This window comes from Mesorhizobium sp. M0894 (assembly GCF_040319725.1).
In the GTDB taxonomy this organism is placed as follows: domain Bacteria; phylum Pseudomonadota; class Alphaproteobacteria; order Rhizobiales; family Rhizobiaceae; genus Mesorhizobium.
Window position 1 is genome coordinate 109348 of sequence record NZ_JAMYOG010000008.1, and the last position, 16926, is coordinate 126273.

At 63.1% G+C, this 16926-nt stretch carries 12 protein-coding genes; 5 read left to right on the top strand and 7 right to left on the bottom strand.

The features are described 5' to 3' along the window. Positions 1-53: 53 nt before the first annotated feature. The 6 genes from aat to NKH91_RS17420 all read right to left on the bottom strand — a co-directional run bounded on the left by aat (position 54) and on the right by NKH91_RS17420 (position 5401). On the bottom strand, positions 54-671 hold the full coding sequence (gene aat / locus NKH91_RS17395; protein ID WP_352844922.1) for a leucyl/phenylalanyl-tRNA--protein transferase: 618 nt from the start codon (positions 669-671) through the stop codon (positions 54-56). Between the two features lie 15 nt (positions 672-686). Continuing rightward, positions 687-2030 (bottom strand): acetyl-CoA carboxylase biotin carboxylase subunit, encoded by a 1344-nt coding sequence (gene accC / locus NKH91_RS17400; RefSeq protein WP_352484553.1) that lies wholly within the window; start codon positions 2028-2030, stop codon positions 687-689. Between the two features lie 19 nt (positions 2031-2049). Next, positions 2050-2508: an acetyl-CoA carboxylase biotin carboxyl carrier protein gene (accB, locus tag NKH91_RS17405; protein WP_023717477.1), complete on the bottom strand. Its 459-nt coding sequence runs from the start codon at positions 2506-2508 to the stop codon at positions 2050-2052. A 26-nt stretch (positions 2509-2534) separates the two neighbouring features. Continuing rightward, complete coding sequence (gene aroQ / locus NKH91_RS17410) at positions 2535-2969, bottom strand: type II 3-dehydroquinate dehydratase (protein ID WP_352484554.1); 435 nt, start codon at positions 2967-2969, stop codon at positions 2535-2537. A 163-nt stretch (positions 2970-3132) separates the two neighbouring features. Continuing rightward, positions 3133-3936 carry a DsbA family protein gene (locus tag NKH91_RS17415; protein WP_352844920.1) on the bottom strand — a complete coding sequence of 268 codons (804 nt, stop codon included), beginning with the start codon at positions 3934-3936 and terminating at the stop codon, positions 3133-3135. Positions 3937-4006: 70 nt separating this feature from the next. Then, positions 4007-5401, bottom strand: coding sequence for a M48 family metalloprotease (locus tag NKH91_RS17420; protein WP_352484556.1), 1395 nt, complete (start codon positions 5399-5401; stop codon positions 4007-4009). 146 nt (positions 5402-5547) lie between these two features. Between NKH91_RS17420 and NKH91_RS17425 the strand changes: the two genes are divergently transcribed. Next, complete coding sequence (locus NKH91_RS17425; RefSeq protein WP_352844919.1) at positions 5548-6696, top strand: pyridoxal phosphate-dependent aminotransferase; 1149 nt, start codon at positions 5548-5550, stop codon at positions 6694-6696. A gap of 11 nt (positions 6697-6707) precedes the next feature. Next, on the top strand, positions 6708-7745 hold the full coding sequence (locus tag NKH91_RS17430) for a glutaminase (protein ID WP_352844918.1): 1038 nt from the start codon (positions 6708-6710) through the stop codon (positions 7743-7745). Between the two features lie 95 nt (positions 7746-7840). On the opposite strand, the gene NKH91_RS17435 is transcribed toward NKH91_RS17430, so the two are convergent. Continuing rightward, positions 7841-10831, bottom strand: a complete 2991-nt coding sequence (locus NKH91_RS17435) for an Rne/Rng family ribonuclease (protein WP_352844917.1) — start codon at positions 10829-10831, stop codon at positions 7841-7843. Between the two features lie 667 nt (positions 10832-11498). Here NKH91_RS17435 and NKH91_RS17440 point away from each other — a divergent pair. The 3 genes from NKH91_RS17440 (at position 11499) to prfB (ending at position 16714) form a co-directional block, all read left to right on the top strand. Then, positions 11499-12761, top strand: coding sequence for an N-acetylmuramoyl-L-alanine amidase (locus tag NKH91_RS17440; protein ID WP_352844916.1), 1263 nt, complete (start codon positions 11499-11501; stop codon positions 12759-12761). Positions 12762-12975: 214 nt separating this feature from the next. Continuing rightward, positions 12976-15432: a penicillin-binding protein 1A gene (locus NKH91_RS17445; protein WP_352844915.1), complete on the top strand. Its 2457-nt coding sequence runs from the start codon at positions 12976-12978 to the stop codon at positions 15430-15432. A gap of 150 nt (positions 15433-15582) precedes the next feature. Next, positions 15583-16714, top strand: a protein-coding gene (gene prfB, locus NKH91_RS17450; protein WP_156948021.1) for a peptide chain release factor 2 whose coding sequence is annotated in 2 segments (ribosomal slippage) — positions 15583-15648 and positions 15650-16714 — 1131 coding nt in all. Because the reading frame shifts where the segments join, the coding sequence is not laid out codon by codon here. The last annotated feature ends 212 nt before the right edge of the window (positions 16715-16926 follow it).

The window sequence follows — 16926 nt, forward strand, 5'->3', positions numbered from 1 at the left end:
AAACACAAAATAGACCGGTTCGGCGTTTCCGTGAAACGATGAACCGTTCTAGATCACGGAAAAAACACAGCCTCGCCCTTTAGCGCCTCGGCCAGCATCTTCTCGTACTTGCCACGTGGCACGTCGATTGCGCCGAAACGTTTGAGATGCTCGGTGGTGAACTGCGTATCGAGCAGCGCAAAGCCGCGCGCCTTCAGGCGCTCGACCAGATGAACCAGACAGGCCTTCGAGGCGTCGGTCTCCCTGGCAAACATGCTCTCGCCGAAGAACACCCGGCCGAGCGACACCCCGTAGAGCCCGCCGACCAGCCGGTCGTCGTGCCAGGCCTCGACCGAATGGCAATGGCCCATCCGATGCAGCTCGACATAGGCTTCGCGGATTGGTGCGTTGATCCAGGTCGACCGCCGTTCCTCGCGTCTTTCGGCGCAGGCGTCGATCGTCGCCTCGAAATCGAAATCGATGCGGAATTCGAACAGATCCTTGCGGATCGTCTTCCTCAGGCTCTTCGGGATGTGGAAACCGTCGAGCGGAATGATGCCGCGCGTCTCCGGCCGCACCCAGAACACCTCGGGGTCATTGGCATTTTCGGCCATCGGGAAGACGCCGGAGGCATAGGCTTTGAGCAACAGGTCGGTCGGGATGCGATAGCCGGGTGAGTAGGGGCGGGTCATCGCGTCGCCCCTGTGTCACTCGCCTTTGGCCAGATATTTTTCCAGCCAGTGGATGTCGTAGTCGCCATTGGCGATGTCGGCGTTGCCGACGAGGTCGCGAAACAGCGGCAGCGTGGTCTTGATGCCGTCGACCACGAATTCATCGAGCGCGCGTCGCAGCCGCATCATGCACTCGACGCGGTTGCGGCCGTGCACGATCAGCTTGCCGATCAGGCTGTCGTAGTAGGGCGGGATCTTGTAGCCGGAATAGACGCCGGAATCGACGCGGATGCCGAGGCCGCCTGGCGTGTGGAAGTGGGTGATGGTGCCCGGCGAGGGGGTGAAGGTGCGCGGATCCTCGGCATTGATGCGGCATTCGATAGCATGGCCGTGGAAGCGGATATCTTCCTGGCGCACCGAAAGCCCGCCGCCCGAGGCGACGCGGATCTGCTCGTGCACGAGGTCGATGCCGGTAATCGCCTCGGTCACCGGATGTTCGACCTGCAGGCGCGTGTTCATCTCGATGAAATAGAACTCGCCGTTCTCATAAAGGAATTCAATGGTGCCGGCGCCGGAATAGCCGAGATCGGCGATCGCCTTGGCGCAGACGCCGCCAATATGTGCGCGCTCCTCGGCATTGAGCGCCGGCGAGGGCGCTTCTTCCCAGACCTTCTGGTGGCGGCGCTGCAGCGAGCAGTCGCGCTCGCCGAAATGCACGCCGCGCCCGGCGCCGTCGCCGAACACCTGCACTTCGATATGGCGCGGCTTCTGCAGATACTTCTCGATATAGACGGCGTCGTCGCCGAAGGCGGCGCCCGCCTCCGAGCGTGCCGTCTGCAGCGCCACCTCGAGGTCGGCCTCGCTATGCGCCACTTTCATGCCGCGCCCGCCGCCGCCGGCCGACGCCTTGATGATCACGGGGTAGCCGATCTCGGCGGCAATGCGCTTGGCCTCCTTTTCCTCGGTGACCGCGCCGTCGGAGCCGGGTACCACGGGAATGCCGAGGCGCTTTGCGGTGCGCTTGGCCTCGATCTTGTCGCCCATGATGCGGATATGGTCGCCGGTCGGGCCGATGAAGGTGATGTTGTGCGCGGCGAGGATGTCGGCGAACTTGGCATTCTCCGACAAAAAACCGTAGCCGGGATGCACCGCGTCGGCGCCGGTGATCTCGCAGGCGGCGACGATCTGGTGGATGTTGAGATAGGAGTCGCGCGACGGCGGCGGGCCGATGCAGACGCTCTCGTCGGCGAGACGCACATGCATGGCGTCGGCGTCGGCGGTCGAATGCACCACCACCGTCTGGATGCCAAGCTCCTTGCAGGCGCGCAGCACCCTGAGGGCAATTTCGCCGCGATTGGCGATGAGGATTTTCTGGAACATCTTTCGCCTGTTCCCGGCTCTACTCGATCACGACGAGCGGCATGCCGTATTCGACCGGCTGCGCATCTTCGAACAGGATTGCCGTCACCATGCCGGCGCGCGGCGAGGGGATCTGGTTCATCGTCTTCATCGCCTCGATGATCAGCAGCGTCTGGCCTTCCTTGACCTTCTGGCCGATTTCGATGAACGGCTTGGCGTCGGGCGACGGTGCCAGATAGGCGGTGCCGACCATTGGCGAGGCGACGGCGTTCTTCGACACGTCGGGCGTCGCCGGCGCGGCCGCTGCCGCAGGCTGCGCTGCTGCCGGGGCATAGGCTGGCGGCGCTGCGGCGATCGCATGGACGGCCGGCGCCTGCCGCGAGACGCGCACCTTCAGATCGCCCAGCTCGACCTCGATCTCAGTGAGGTTGGTGTCGTTCAGTATGCCCGCCAGGTCGCGGATCAGCTGCTGGTCAACACCGTTCTTCTTTATCGACATTTTCGAGCCTTCTGTTTGTTGGCCGGTCATAGGCGTGCAGCCAGCGCCTGCAGCGCCAGCGTGTAGCCGAGCGGCCCGAACCCGCAGATCATGCCGACAGCGACCGGCGCGACCATGGAGACGTGGCGGAATGGTTCCCGCGCGTGGATGTTGGAGAGATGCACCTCAGCGACCGGCAGCGGCGCGACGGCGCGGATGGCATCGTGAATGGCGATCGAGGTGTGGCCGTAGGCGCCTGGATTGATGACGATTGCGGCGGCCTTCTCGGCGGCCTCGTGGATCCAGTCGACGAGGTCGCCCTCATGGTTCGACTGGCGGAAATCGATCTCCAGCCCAAGTGCGGCACCCGCCTGCTTGCAGTCGTCGGCGATCGCCGCAAGCGTCTTGCCGCCATAGATGCCCGGCTCGCGCTTGCCGAGCGCGTTGAGATTAGGGCCGTTCAGGACGAAAACCGTTTTCAAAAAATGCCGACCTTTCCCGGCGCGGCTAAGCCGGCGCGCCGGACCCTCTATAATGGGCATAGACGCTGGCGAAAAGAGCGCAAGTGCGTTCTTTCGCCGTCCACAACAGCCGGAAAACGGCCCGCGCCGGAAACCCGCAGCCTGATCGAAACCCGAACGCTAATCAGAGTGCGGCCTTCGCCGCCTCGATCTTTTCGGCCAGCACTTCCTGGCCGAGCGCGCCGAACACAACCTCGTTGCCGACGACATAGGACGGCGTTCCGGTGATGGCGAGCTTGGTGGCAAGGTCATAGGTCTTGGAGAAGGCCTCGGTGATGCTCGGGTCCTTCATCTTTTCGCGCAGCGCCGCCTCGTCGGCGCCGAGCGACAGCGCCACCTTGATTGCCGCCGCCTCGGTGGCGCGTCCCTGGCCGCCGAGCAGCGCGTTGTGGAATTCGCCGTATTTCTCCGGCTTCATCAAGTGGAAGGCCATCGAAACGACGCTCGCCTTCTGCGAATCAGGGCCGAGGATTGGGAATTCCTTGAGCACGAAACGCAGGTCCGGATCGGCCTTGGTCAGCGCGCGCATGTCATCGATGGCGCGTTTGCAGTAACCGCAATTGTAATCGTAGAACTCGACGATGGTGACCTTGCCGTTCGGATTGCCGACAACGCCGTCGAAGGCGGAGTTGAAAATCTGGTCCTTGGCGTCTTTGATGACGCCGAGACTGGCGACGCGCTGTTCTTCCTTCTGCTTGGCCTCGAGCGCCTGCTGGGCTTCCAGAAGCACTTCCGGGTTCTTCAGCAGATAGTCGCGGACGATGCCTTCGACTTCGGTGCGGTCGAGCTTGGTTTCCGAGGACGCCGTCTGGACAAGCTGCGCCGTGGCGGCCTTCGCCGTCTGCGGACTTCCGGCGACGAAGCCGAACGCCAGCATGGCGAGGGCGGCTGCCACTCCGGTAGTGCCCAGCAGAATTGCCTTGGTCATGATCCTCGATCCTCTAGCCTGTGTTCGGGTCCGCTCGGTTCGGCTGTGTCGCAGCGTGCGTCCGAAAGGTTCACTTCTTCTTACCTGATGGTGCGTAGTTTATAATGTCCTGCGCGCGAAGCCAGCCCGGCTCGCCCCGCTTCATGCTCTGCTGCGCCCGCATGGCGAAGATCTTCGCATTCTTGTAGTCGCCGGAATAGAAATGCCCTTCGGCGGTTGCAAGCTCGGCCGCCGGGATGTTGCCGAGTTCGCCATAGGCCTGTGCCAGATAGCGGTATCCGGCGGCGTTTTCGCGATCCCGCCCGAGGCCCGTGTTGATCTGCGCCACCGCCTTCTTCAGCGAATCCGGCGTGCCGATAGCCATCAGCGCCTGGCCGTACGAGACCGGCAGCAGCCCGGATCGCGCCGGATCGAGGCTGACCGACCTGGCATAGGCGTCCGCCGCATCCTTCGGCCTGTTCGCCTTCATCAGGATGTCGCCGCGCAATTCCTGGAAATAGGGATTTTTCGGCTGTTCCTTGATCAGTGCGCTGGTCTTGGTGAGCGCCGAGGCCAGATTGCCGAAGAGATAGGTCATCTGCGCGTCGCCATAGCGCGAGGCGAGGCTGCCGGGGTTCTTGCGCATCAATCGCGACGCGGCGGCCTGTCCTTGCATATAGGCGGCGATCTTGATTCGCATCATGTCGTGGCGCTGCTGCAGTGTCGGTGGGTCGACCTTGTCGAGGTAAGGGCTCTGCTTCACCAGCACTTCGAGATTGGCGATACGCTCCTGCGGCATCGGATGGCTGATCTTGTAGGGATCGACTTGGGCGCCCGAGAGCGACAATGCGTTCTGGAAACGGCTGAACGTCTTCAGCATGCCCATGCCGGACTGGCCGGTAGCATTGAGATAAGCGATTGCCGAGCGGTCGGCGGTCATCTCTTCGGTGCGCTGATAGGCGAGGATACTGCGTTGCGCCATCTCGCCGCCGCCGGCCATCACGCCCATGCCGGCCCCAGCGAGGCCGCGGCTATTGCTGGTGGCGCCGGCCACCATGGCGCCGGCGCCAAGCAGCGTCGCCAGGATTGCCATCGTCTTGGCGCGCTCGAGCTGTTCGCGCAACTTTTGCTGGTGTCCGCCGGCGATATGGCCGGCCTCGTGGGCGATGACCCCGATGATCTCGTTGGGCGTTTCGGCTGTCATCAGCGCGCCGGTGTTGATGAACATGCGGCGGCCAGCAACAAAGGCGTTGAAGCTCTGGTCGTTGACCAGCACGATGTTGATGGCGTCGCCCGATAAGCCGGCCGCTTTGAAGATCGGCCGTGCGTAATCCCGCACCAGCGCCTCGATCTCGGCATCGCGCACCACCGGCACATTCTGCGCAAACGCGTTGACCGAGCCAGCCATGGCTAGCACCGCGGCAAGCGAAAGCGTCGCGAAGGCGCGCGCTGTCCTGGCGATCGTCGATCTGGGTCGGCTTAACATGGCAGGTCCACTGGTAGACGAGCGGGCGAAGGATGAAAAGTCGGCACCTTAAAACTTACCGAACTTGTGATCCCCACATCAATCGGGCATTTGTGCGGCGCGGCCTGCATGGCCGGCACGTGCGGACAAGTGTGGTGGATTGAAAAATGGTTGTTTCGCTTTCGCGCCGCGGCGCCGTCGAGCCGTTCCACGCCATGGACATCCTGGCCGAGGCGAATCGGCTGAAGGCCAAGGGCGTGCCGGTCGTTTCCATGGCAGTCGGCCAGCCGTCCGACCCGGCACCGGCCGGGGTTCGCGAAGCGGCGGCGAGCGCCTTGAAAGCAGGCCGCATCGGCTATACCGACGCGCTGGGCCTCGCCGGCCTGCGCAAGGCAATCGCGGCCCATTATGGCGAGCATTACGGGCTTGACGTGCCGCCCGAGCGGGTAGCCGTTACTACCGGATCGTCGGCTGCCTTCAACCTTGCCTTCCTGGCGATGTTCGATCCGGGCGACCGCGTCGCCATCGCCGCGCCGGGCTATCCGGCCTATCGCAACATCATGGCTGCGCTCGGCATCGACATCGCCGAGATCGAGCTCGGCGGCGCCGCCTATCTTCATACCGAGCACCTGAAAGCCGCGCACCGCGAAAAACCGCTGAAGGGCGTGCTGTTCGCCAGCCCGGCCAATCCGACCGGCGCGGTCATTCCCGCCGGCGATCTCGAGGCGCTGGTCGAGACGGCGCGCGAGCTTGGCATCGCCGTGATTTCAGACGAGATCTACCACCGGCTGGCCTATGCGGCGCCCGACACGACGGCGCTGTCTTTCGGCGCGGACGTGACGGTGATCAATTCCTTCTCGAAATATTATTGCATGACCGGCTGGCGCATCGGCTGGATGGTGCTGCCGCAGGATTTGGTGCGGCCGATCGAGCGCATCGCCCAGAGCCTCTACATCTCGCCGCCCGAACTGTCCCAGATTGCCGCGATCGAAGCGTTCAAGGCGACAGAAGAGCTGGAGGCGGTGAAGGCGCGTTACGCCTGGAACCGCGAGCTCTTGATGCAACGCCTGCCGGAACTCGGCTTTGCTTTGGCCGCGCCCATGGACGGCGCGTTCTACGCCTTCTGCGACGTCACCAGGCACACCAACGACAGCATGGCGTTTGCGCGCAGGATGCTTGCCGAGGCGCATGTGGCGGCGACGCCCGGCCGCGATTTCGATCCGCTGCAGGGCCATCGCACGATGCGCTTTTCCTACGCCGGCAGCCACGACGACATGGTCGAGGCGATGGCGCGTATCGAACGCTGGCTGAAGTAGCGGGGACGACGATGCCGGAGCTTGAACAGGCGCCGCAACGCGGACAGGCGCCCCAACTTGGACAGGCGCCCCAACTTGGACAGGCGCCCCAACTTGGACAGGCGCCCCAGCTTGAACAGGCGCCCCAGCTTGAACAGGCACTGCGCGAGGTTGCCGCCGAAATGGCGGAGCGTGCCGATCGCGGCGACGTTGCCAGCTATATTCCGCAGCTGAGCAAGATCGACCCGAAAAAATTCGGCATTGCCGCGGTGACCAATGACGGCCGCGTGCTGACCGCGGGCGACGCCGACGAGGCGTTTTCGATCCAGAGCATCTCAAAGGTGTTCACGCTGACGCTGGCGCTCGGCAATGTCGGGGATGCGCTATGGCAGCGGGTCGGACGCGAACCGTCGGGCAATCCGTTCAACTCGATCGTCCAGCTCGAGCATGAGAACGGCATTCCGCGCAATCCGTTCATCAATGCCGGCGCCATCGTCGTCTCCGACATCCTGCTCGCCGGCCACCAGCCGCGCGAGGCGATCGGCGAGATCCTGCGCTTCATCCAGTTCCTGGCCGATGACGACACAATCATCATCGACCGGGAGGTCGCTGCGTCCGAACGTGCCACCGGCTTTCGCAATTTCGCGCTTGCCAATTACATGAAATCGTTCGGTAATCTCAATCATGCGCCGGAACTGGCGCTGGGCGTTTATTTCCACCATTGCGCGATCGCCATGAGCTGCCGGCAACTGGCCCTGGCCGGGCGCTTTCTCGCCAATGGCGGCAACAATCCGGCGACCGGGCATTCCGTCGTCTCGGCCGAGCGCGCCCGCCGCATCGGCGCGATGATGCTGACCTGCGGCCATTATGACGGCTCCGGCGACTTCGCTTTCCGGGTCGGCATTCCCGGCAAGAGCGGCGTTGGCGGCGGCATATTGGGGATCGTGCCGGGCGTCGCCTCGCTTGCGGTGTGGTCGCCCGGGCTCAATGCCAATGGCAATTCAAAGCTGGGTTCGATCGCGCTGGAGAAACTGGCGAAGATGATGAACTGGTCGATCTTCGCGCCGTAGTGCCTGTCGCCTGGAATTGGGACAGAAAATCCCGCGCAGCCGATCGGCAGCGCGGGATTCTTTAATCAGAAAGTCTGGCTAATACACGGAAAAGCTTAGAAAAAGCCCTTCCGCTGCCACCAGCCGGCACGCTTCGGCTTGTCCTCGGCCTTTGCTTCCTCGGTCTTTGCCTCGTCGGGGACGATCGAGGAGACGATCGGCACGACCGGAGCATCCACCGGTGCGGGTTTGCGCCGCGACGGCCGGGCTTTCGGCGTTTCCTTGGCAGCCGCCACTTCGGTCTCCTGCCGAACCGGCGCGGCGGTTTCGCCGGAAGCCACCGCCGCGGCTTCGGCGGCCGATGTCTCGGCGCCCGCAACCTCGGCAACTGCTTCCGCCGCGGCCTTCTTCGGCTTGGCGGCGCGGCGCGGCTTCTTCGGCTTTTCGGCGCTCGGCGTGTCGTCGTTCGCCGGAGCACGCACCGCAAGCTCTTCGGCCGGCGGCGCGCCTTCCGGCTCGGCGGTCACGGGCTCTGCTTCCGATACGGCACCTTCTGTCATGCCGGCCGGCTCGCCGGCGCTGGCTTCGACGCCGTCCTCACCGTCTTCACGGCGATTGCGCTTGCCGCCGCGCTTGCCGCGCCGGCGCTTCTTGCCGTGACCGTCGTCCGCCGCTTCCGCAGTTTCGGCAACACCGGCCGGCGCTTCACGTTCCGCTTCCGCGCCTTGCTCGGCGGCGGCTACGAGGGCATCGTCGGTCGGCGCCGAAACGGAAGCACCTTCCCCGGCAGCGGCCTGTTCACGATCCCCGTGTTCACGATCCCCGTGTTCGCGATCCCCGTGTTCGCGATCCTTGCCGCCGCGCCGTCTGCGGCGCTTGCGGCGCTTGCGATCGCGGCCTTCGCCGTCCTCGCCGGACCTTGGCTGCTGCGGCTGCTGGGCAGGGCGTGGCTGCTCAGCCTGCACCGGTGCCTCCTCTTCCTCCTCGATGACGATCTCGTCCTCGGGTTCTTCCGGCTCGACATAGGCCGGGAACGTGCGGGCCTCGACAAAGCCTTCCGGCTTTTCGGCCAGCGCGCCGCGGAAGATGGCATAGTGTTGTGCACCGACCGTGTCATCGGCTTCGATGGTGATGGTCACGCCGAAGCGGTGCTCGAATTCCACCAGCGTGCCACGCTTGTGATTGAGCACATAGAGCGCGGTCGCTGCCGGCGTCCGCACCGTGATGTGGCTGCGCGAATCCTTGAGCAGGAATTCCTCGATTGCCCGCACCACCATCAGCGCAACCGACGAATCGGAGCGCACATGGCCGGTGCCGCCGCAATGCGGGCAAGGCTTCATCGTCGATTCCAGCACGCTGGCACGGATGCGCTGACGCGACATTTCCATCAGCCCGAAATGCGAGATGCGGCCGACCTGGATGCGGGCGCGGTCGTTCTTGAGGTGATCCTTCAGCCGCTTCTCGACGGAGCGGTTGTTGCGGTTCTCCTCCATGTCGATGAAGTCGATGACGATCAGGCCGGCGAGATCGCGTAGCCTCAATTGCCGGGCGACTTCCTCGGCGGCTTCCAGATTGGTGTGAAGCGCGGTGTCCTCGATCGAGTGCTCCTTGGTGGAACGGCCCGAATTGACGTCGATGGCGACCAGAGCTTCCGTCTGGTTGATGATGATGTAGCCGCCGCTCTTCAGCGTCACCTGCGGCTGCAGCATGCGGTCGAGCTGTGCTTCGATGCCGTTGCGCACAAAGATCGGCGTCGTGTCGCGGAACGGCTGTACCACCTTGGCGTGGCTCGGCATCAGCATGCGCATGAAATCCTTGGCCTCGCGGTAGCCTTCTTCGCCGGAAACCAGGATCTCGTCGATATCCTTGTTGTAGAGGTCGCGCACCGACCGCTTGATCAGGCTGCCTTCCTCATAAACCAGGGCAGGGGCCGTGGATTGAAGCGTCAGATTGCGGACATTTTCCCAAAGCCGCATCAAATATTCGTAGTCGCGCTTGATCTCTGCCTTGGTGCGGCTTTCGCCGGCCGTACGCAGGATGACGCCCATGCCTTGCGGCACTTCGAGATCGGCGACCACTTCCTTCAGCCGCTTGCGGTCCTGCGCATTGGTGATCTTGCGCGAAATGCCGCCGCCGCGCGCCGTGTTCGGCATCAGCACCGAATAGCGGCCGGCCAGCGACAGGTAGGTGGTCAGCGCTGCACCCTTGTTGCCGCGCTCTTCCTTGACGACCTGCACCAGCAGGATCTGCCGGCGCTTGATCACTTCCTGGATCTTGTACTGGCGGCGCACCGGCTTGCGGCGGTTGCGCACTTCTTCCAGCGCGTCTTCGGCGCCGACCGATTCGACCTCGTGATCGTCCGAATGCGAGGATTGCACCTCCTCCAGCATGCCGCGATCATTGTCTTCGGACGTCGCTTCGCCGCTCGTCTCGGCCCCGCCTGTCTCGACCTCCCTTGTCTCTACTTGCGGGACGGCTTCCGAGATTACGTCGGCGTCGACGCTGGCAGCGATGGAACTGGATCCGCCTTCGGACGGCTCGGTCTCGCCGCTATCGGCGACTTCATCACTCTGTCCGGCGGCATCCTCGCTCTGTCCGACAGTATCGGACATGGTGTCGCCGCCGTCGGCAGCGGCATCCAGGTTCTCTGCGACGGCATCTTCGCCGCTCTCGCCATTCTCACCGTCGGACGCGCCTGCCTCGCGCCTGTGCTCGCCGCGGTCGCGGCTCTTGCCGCCACGCCGGCGTCCGCGCTTGCCGCGGTCGCGGCTCTGGCGGTCGTCGCCCTCGGCGGCTTCCTCGTCCTCTTCGTCCTGGGCTTCCTGTGCTTCCGCACGCAGCAGCGCCTGACGGTCGGCGACCGGAATCTGGTAATAGTCGGGGTGTATTTCACTGAAGGCGAGGAAACCGTGACGGTTGCCGCCATATTCGACGAAGGCTGCCTGGAGGGAAGGTTCGACGCGCGTTACGCGGGCGAGATAGATGTTTCCTTTGAGCTGCTTCTTGTCCTGGGATTCAAAGTCGAATTCTTCAATACGGTTACCGCGAACGACGACAACGCGTGTTTCCTCCGGGTGGGAGGCGTCTATCAGCATTTTGTTGGGCATTATTTCGTTTCCCCCCGGCAGCCGTCGGCCGCAGCTTGCGGGGCAATGCCCGCTGCCGTGGACCTGGAACATGGGTGCCGGACAATTGAACGTCCGCCGGCCGCTGCCTGAGCGCTATGGCGGTGCCGCCCGCAGCCGTAGTGGCGCGGTTTGTTGCGGACCTTTCCATGATTGCGCTTGAAGCCATCGTAACCAGCAGAACCTTTTGAACCAAAGCCCGGGAAAAACCGGACCAGCTTGTTTGCTCATACAGAGCCGGCACGGGACAATCCCGGCCGTTTTGCTCACGCAGGCGATTCCCCCGCCACGGGAGCACGCCTGCGAAAATCGTCGCGATCACCGATGCCTTCTTCGCCTGAAGCGAAAGGAGCCGTCTTGCGTCTGACCTGTAGCAGGAAGCTGCGAAGGAGGACGGTTCCAGGATTGCAGTGATCCACCATCGCTTTTATGATTTGGCGGGTTGGAAGGCAACCCCGATTCCCGACGCCGGCAAAAAGCCGTTCCGCAACGGAAGCCCAGGTTCCAAGCCTTCCATGAAAAGGCTTGGTTAACCTTCTCTGGATACCAATCGTTAATCGAGTTCGCGGCCTGCCGGCACTTTGACAAGCAATAGGGCACTTTGACGAACGATCGGGCATGACGCCAAACAGGAGCGACTGGTAGAAAGATGGGACTGGCAGGCTTCGCAGACAAGGGCCGTCATCATGGAGGCTGGTTGTTCCGCACCGCCTGCCTGCTGCCGCTGATCCTGGCTTGCCTAGTCTTTCCGCCACTTTCGCGTGCTGCCGACGTACCGATCGGCGCCACAAGCTACAAGATGGCCGGCGATGCCACCAAGATGCGCATCATCATCAATTTCGACCGCGATCCCGACATCAAATGGTTCCTGCTGCGCGGCCCCAATCGTCTGGTCATCGATCTGCCGGCCACGAGATTCGCCCTAAATGCCAAGGATGTGAAGCCGCGCGGCCTTGTCCGCGCCGTGCGTTACGGCGGACTCGGCGAGGGAAAATCGCGGCTGATTCTCACCGGCAAGGGACCGTTCGCCGTCGACAATCTCGACGTGCTGAAGAACGATGACGGCAGTGGCTACCGCATCGCCATCGACATGTCGGCGGCGTCGCAGCGGGAATTCGATGCAGCGCTCGCCAATCAGGCGCTGACCACCGGCTCGACAGTCTCTGCCGACAAGGCCGGCAGGGTCGGTACCGGGCCGGTCTCCAATCCGGGCCATCGTTTCACCGTCGTCGTCGATCCCGGCCACGGCGGCATCGACGGTGGTGCCGAGGGCCTGAACGGCACTGTCGAGAAGAACGTGACGCTCGCCTTTGCCATGGAACTGCGCGACAAGCTCACCGCCAGCGGCAAGTATGACGTGTTCCTGACGCGCGAAACGGACGAGTTCCTGCGGCTCGACGATCGCGTGCGCATTGCTCGCCAGCATGAGGCCGACCTGCTCATCTCGATCCATGCCGACACGATCAGCCTCAAGGGCATTCGCGGCGCAACCGTCTACACCGTGTCCGACAAGGCTTCCGATCCCGAGGCACAGGCGCTTGCCGACCGTGAAAATCTTTCCGACCAGTTCGCCGGCATGGAGATCAAGGACGACAGCAAGGAAGTGACCGATATCCTGATCGACCTGATCCGCCGCGAGACGCATAATTTTTCGATGAGCTTCGCGCACACTCTTGTCGGCCAGCTTTCCACCAGCGTCGGCCTGATCAACAACCCGCAGCGTTCTGCCGGCTTCAAGGTGCTGAAGGCGCCGGACGTTCCGTCCGTGCTGGTCGAACTCGGCTATCTGTCGAACGCCAAGGACGAAGCGCAGTTGCTCAGCGCCGATTGGCGCAACAAGGCGACCCAAAGCATAACCAACGCCGTTGCACTGTTTGCTTCGGCCAAGAGCGGAACGGGGGCCGGAGGCTGAAATGCCCGCCGGCGCCCACAACCTGAGGCAGCGTTGCACGGCGACAACACCCTGTGCTTTTATTTCCGGCATTCGAAACCGAAATTCCACGCTGCCGTATTTTGCCCACATGGTCGCGACATGGCTTTTGCGATTACGGGTTGGGATCGTCCCGAAAGCTTGCGCGAAGGGCGGCTTCGTTTAGGAAATTCCCGAACCAAGGACTGGAGCGGGTATGATTCGTCTCATTGGCTATTTCTTCGGCATCGGCACGACGCTGGCCCTTTTGGTCGCGGCGGGCGTGGCGATCTATATCGGCCATTTGTCGAAGGACCTGCCCGATTACGAGGTGCTGGCCAAATACGAGCCGCCGGTGACGACCCGCATCCACGCGTCGGATGGCGCGCTGATGGCCGAATATGCGCGTGAGCGGCGGCTTTATCTGCCGATTCAGGCGATCCCGGATCGAGTCAAGGCGGCCTTCCTGTCGGCCGAGGACAAGAACTTTTACAATCATCCCGGCATCGACGTGACCGGCCTTGGCCGCGCCATTGTCGTCAACCTGCAGAATCTTGGCTCGGGAAAGCGCCAGGTCGGCGCCTCGACCATCACCCAGCAGGTGGCGAAGAACTTCCTGTTGTCTTCAGACCAGACCTACGAGCGCAAGATCAAGGAGATGATCCTCGCCTTCCGCATCGAGCAGGCCTATTCGAAGGATCGCATTCTCGAGCTCTATCTCAACGAGATTTTCTTCGGTTTCGGTGCCTATGGCGTCGCCGGTGCTGCGCTCACCTATTTCGACAAATCGGTGAACGAGCTCACCGTGGCCGAGGCTGCCTATCTTGCCTCTCTGCCGAAGGGGCCGAACAACTATCATCCCTTCAAGCATGCCGATCGCGCCTTGGAGCGCCGCAACTGGGTCATCGACCAGATGGTCGAGAACGGTTACGTCACCCATGAAGAAGGCGAGAAGGCCAAGGCCGAGCCGCTCGGCGTCACGCCGCGCCGCACCGGCAACTATCTCTTCGCCGGGGAATATTTCACCGAGGAAGTGCGTCGCCAGATCATCGCGCGCTACGGCGAGAATGCGCTCTACGAGGGCGGCCTTTCCGTCCGTACCACGCTCGATCCGAAGATGCAGTTGATTGCCCGCAAGGCCATGCAGAACGGTCTCATGAAGTTCGATACGCTGCGCGGCTACCGCGGGCCGGTCACGAGCATCGATGTTTCCGGCGACTGGGGCGTGCCGCTGGGCAGCGTCAAGCGACTGGAGGACGTGCCGGAATGGTCGCTTGCCGTCGTGCTCGATAGCTCGGCCACCGGCCTGTCCATCGGCCTGCAGCCGACGCGCCAGATCTCCGGCGAAATCGTCAAGGACCGCCTCGAAGGCACCGTCAGCAAGGAAGACATGAGCTTCGCCATGCGCCACGTGGTCGACGGCAAAACCGTCAAGGCGAAGTCGCCGGCCGACGTGCTGAAGCCGGGCGACGTGATTTTCGTGCAGAGGAACGACGGCTCGGACAACAGCTACAGCTTGCGCCAGGTTCCCGAAGTGGAAGGCGGCCTGATCGCCATGGATCCGCATACCGGACGCGTCCTGGCCATGGTCGGCGGTTTCTCCTATGCGCAGTCGGAGTTCAACCGGGCGACGCAGGCCATGCGCCAGCCGGGGTCGTCGTTCAAGCCGATCGTCTATTCGGCCGCCCTCGACAATGGCTATACGCCCGCCTCTGTGATCATGGACGGGCCGATCACCATCCAGAGCGGCAACACGACCTGGACGCCCAAGAATTACGACGGAACGGTGGCCGGTCCGGCGACCTTGCGCTCCGGCATCGAGAAATCGCGCAATCTGATGACGGTGCGGCTTGCCAACGACATGGGCATGAAACTGGTCGTGGAGTATGCCGAGCGTTTCGGCGTCTACGACCATCTCGCGCCGTATCTGCCGATGGCGCTGGGTTCCGGCGAGACGACGGTGATGCGCATGGTATCGGCCTATTCGATCATGGCCAATGGCGGCAAGTCGATCAAGCCGTCGCTGATCGACCGCATCCAGGACCGCTACGGCAAGACCGTCTTTAGGCAGGACGAACGCGGCTGCTCAAACTGCAACGCCGCAGAATGGCAGAACCAGCCAGAGCCGGAGTTGGTCGACAATTCCGAGCAGGTGCTCGATCCGATGACCGCCTACCAGATCACGTCGATGATGGAGGGCGTCGTTCAACGCGGTACCGGCGCCACCATCAACGAACTCGGCCGTCACATCGCCGGCAAGACCGGAACGACCAATGACGAAAAGGATGCCTGGTTCATCGGCTATACGCCGAACCTCGTTGTCGGCCTTTATATGGGCTACGATCAGCCGAAAGGTCTTGGCAAGGGCGCGACCGGCGGCGGCCTTGCTGCGCCGATCTTCAAGGATTTCATGCGCGTAGCGCTGGACGGCACGCCCAATGTCGACTTCAAGGTTCCCGAAGGCATGAAGCTGATTGCGATCAATCGCAAGACCGGCATGCGGGCCAACGAGGGTGACGCCGGAACCATCATCGAAGCCTTCAAGCCAGGTACCGGTCCCGCCGACAGCTATTGGGTGATCGGCATGGGTGCGGACGGCTCCAACGCCACCGGCGGGGCGCTGTCGCCGCAGGCCAACCAGGCTATCCAGTCGGGCGGCGGCGGGCTCTACTGACAATCGTTACATCCGGTCGGGCCGGCTTGACGATCATGGTCGAGCCGGCCCATCCCGCTTTACAGGGGCCGGTGCTTTACAGGGGACATTGCCGTCCCTATGTATCGCGCCACCAAACCGCCATTCAGCAACAGGACAGAACAGCCAGCCATGCGCGCGGAAACGCAAAATATTGTCGACGAGATCAGGCAGGCGATCACCCTGCTGAGGAGGCATCTTTGACTGGGACCAGGCCATAAAGCGGCTTGAGTACCTGAATGTCCGCGCCGAGGATTCGAGCCTCTGGAACGAGCCGTTGGAAGCGCAAAAGCTGATGCGCGAGCGTCAGGGCCTCGAGGAAGGCATTGCCGCGGTCAAAGGCCTCACCCAGGCTCTGGAAGACAATATCGGCCTGATCGAGCTTGGCGAGGAAGAGGGCGACGAGGGCGTCGTCGCGGAGGCCGAGGCGGCGATCCGCTCGATGCGCGGCGAGGCCAAGGCGCGCCAGATCGAAACGCTGCTGTCGGGCGAGGCGGACGCCAACGATAGCTATCTGGAAGTCCATGCCGGCGCCGGCGGCACCGAAAGCCAGGACTGGGCCTCGATGCTTCTGCGCATGTATACGCGCTGGGCCGAGCGCCGCCGCTTCAAGGTCGAGGTGCTGGAAGTGCATGACGGCGAAGAGGCCGGCATCAAGTCAGCCACGCTGCTGATCAAGGGCCACAACGCCTATGGCTGGCTGAAGACGGAATCCGGCGTGCATCGTCTCGTGCGAATTTCGCCCTATGACAGCAATGCGCGCCGCCACACCTCCTTCGCCAGCGTCTGGGTCTATCCCGTCATCGACGATACGATCGACATCGACGTTTCCGAATCTGACGTCCGTATCGACACGTATCGTTCTTCGGGATCGGGCGGCCAGCACGTCAACACCACCGATTCGGCGGTCCGCATCACCCATCTCGCCACCGGCATCGCGGTTGCCTGCCAGGCGGAGCGCTCCCAGCACAAGAACAAGGCCAAGGCCTGGGAAATGCTGCGCTCGCGGCTTTACGAGGAAGAGCTGAAGAAACGCGAAGCGGTGGCGAACGCCACCGAAGCGTCGAAGAGCGATATCGGCTGGGGCCACCAGATACGGTCCTACGTGCTGCAGCCCTATCAGCTGGTGAAAGATCTGCGCACCGGCGTCGAGAGCACCAGCCCGTCGAGCGTGCTCGACGGCGACCTCGACGATTTCATGGAGGCCTCGCTGTCGCAGCGCATCGAGGGTGGCGCCGGAGAAACGGTGGCCGACATCGACTGAAGGCGGGCACCAACCCGGCAATTTCAATCCATCACGCGAGAGTTACGGCCACGGCGCGAGAGTGACGAGTTCTCAACTTGAACTTACCTGTCGTTCTACAACTTTGTTTTTCATCGGAATTTCCAATATCGATTTCCGCTTTTGACGCGAATGCTTCGAGCCTGCCGGTGCCGAGCCCGGAACCACTGCGAGCCGAATTCCGTTATTGGCAA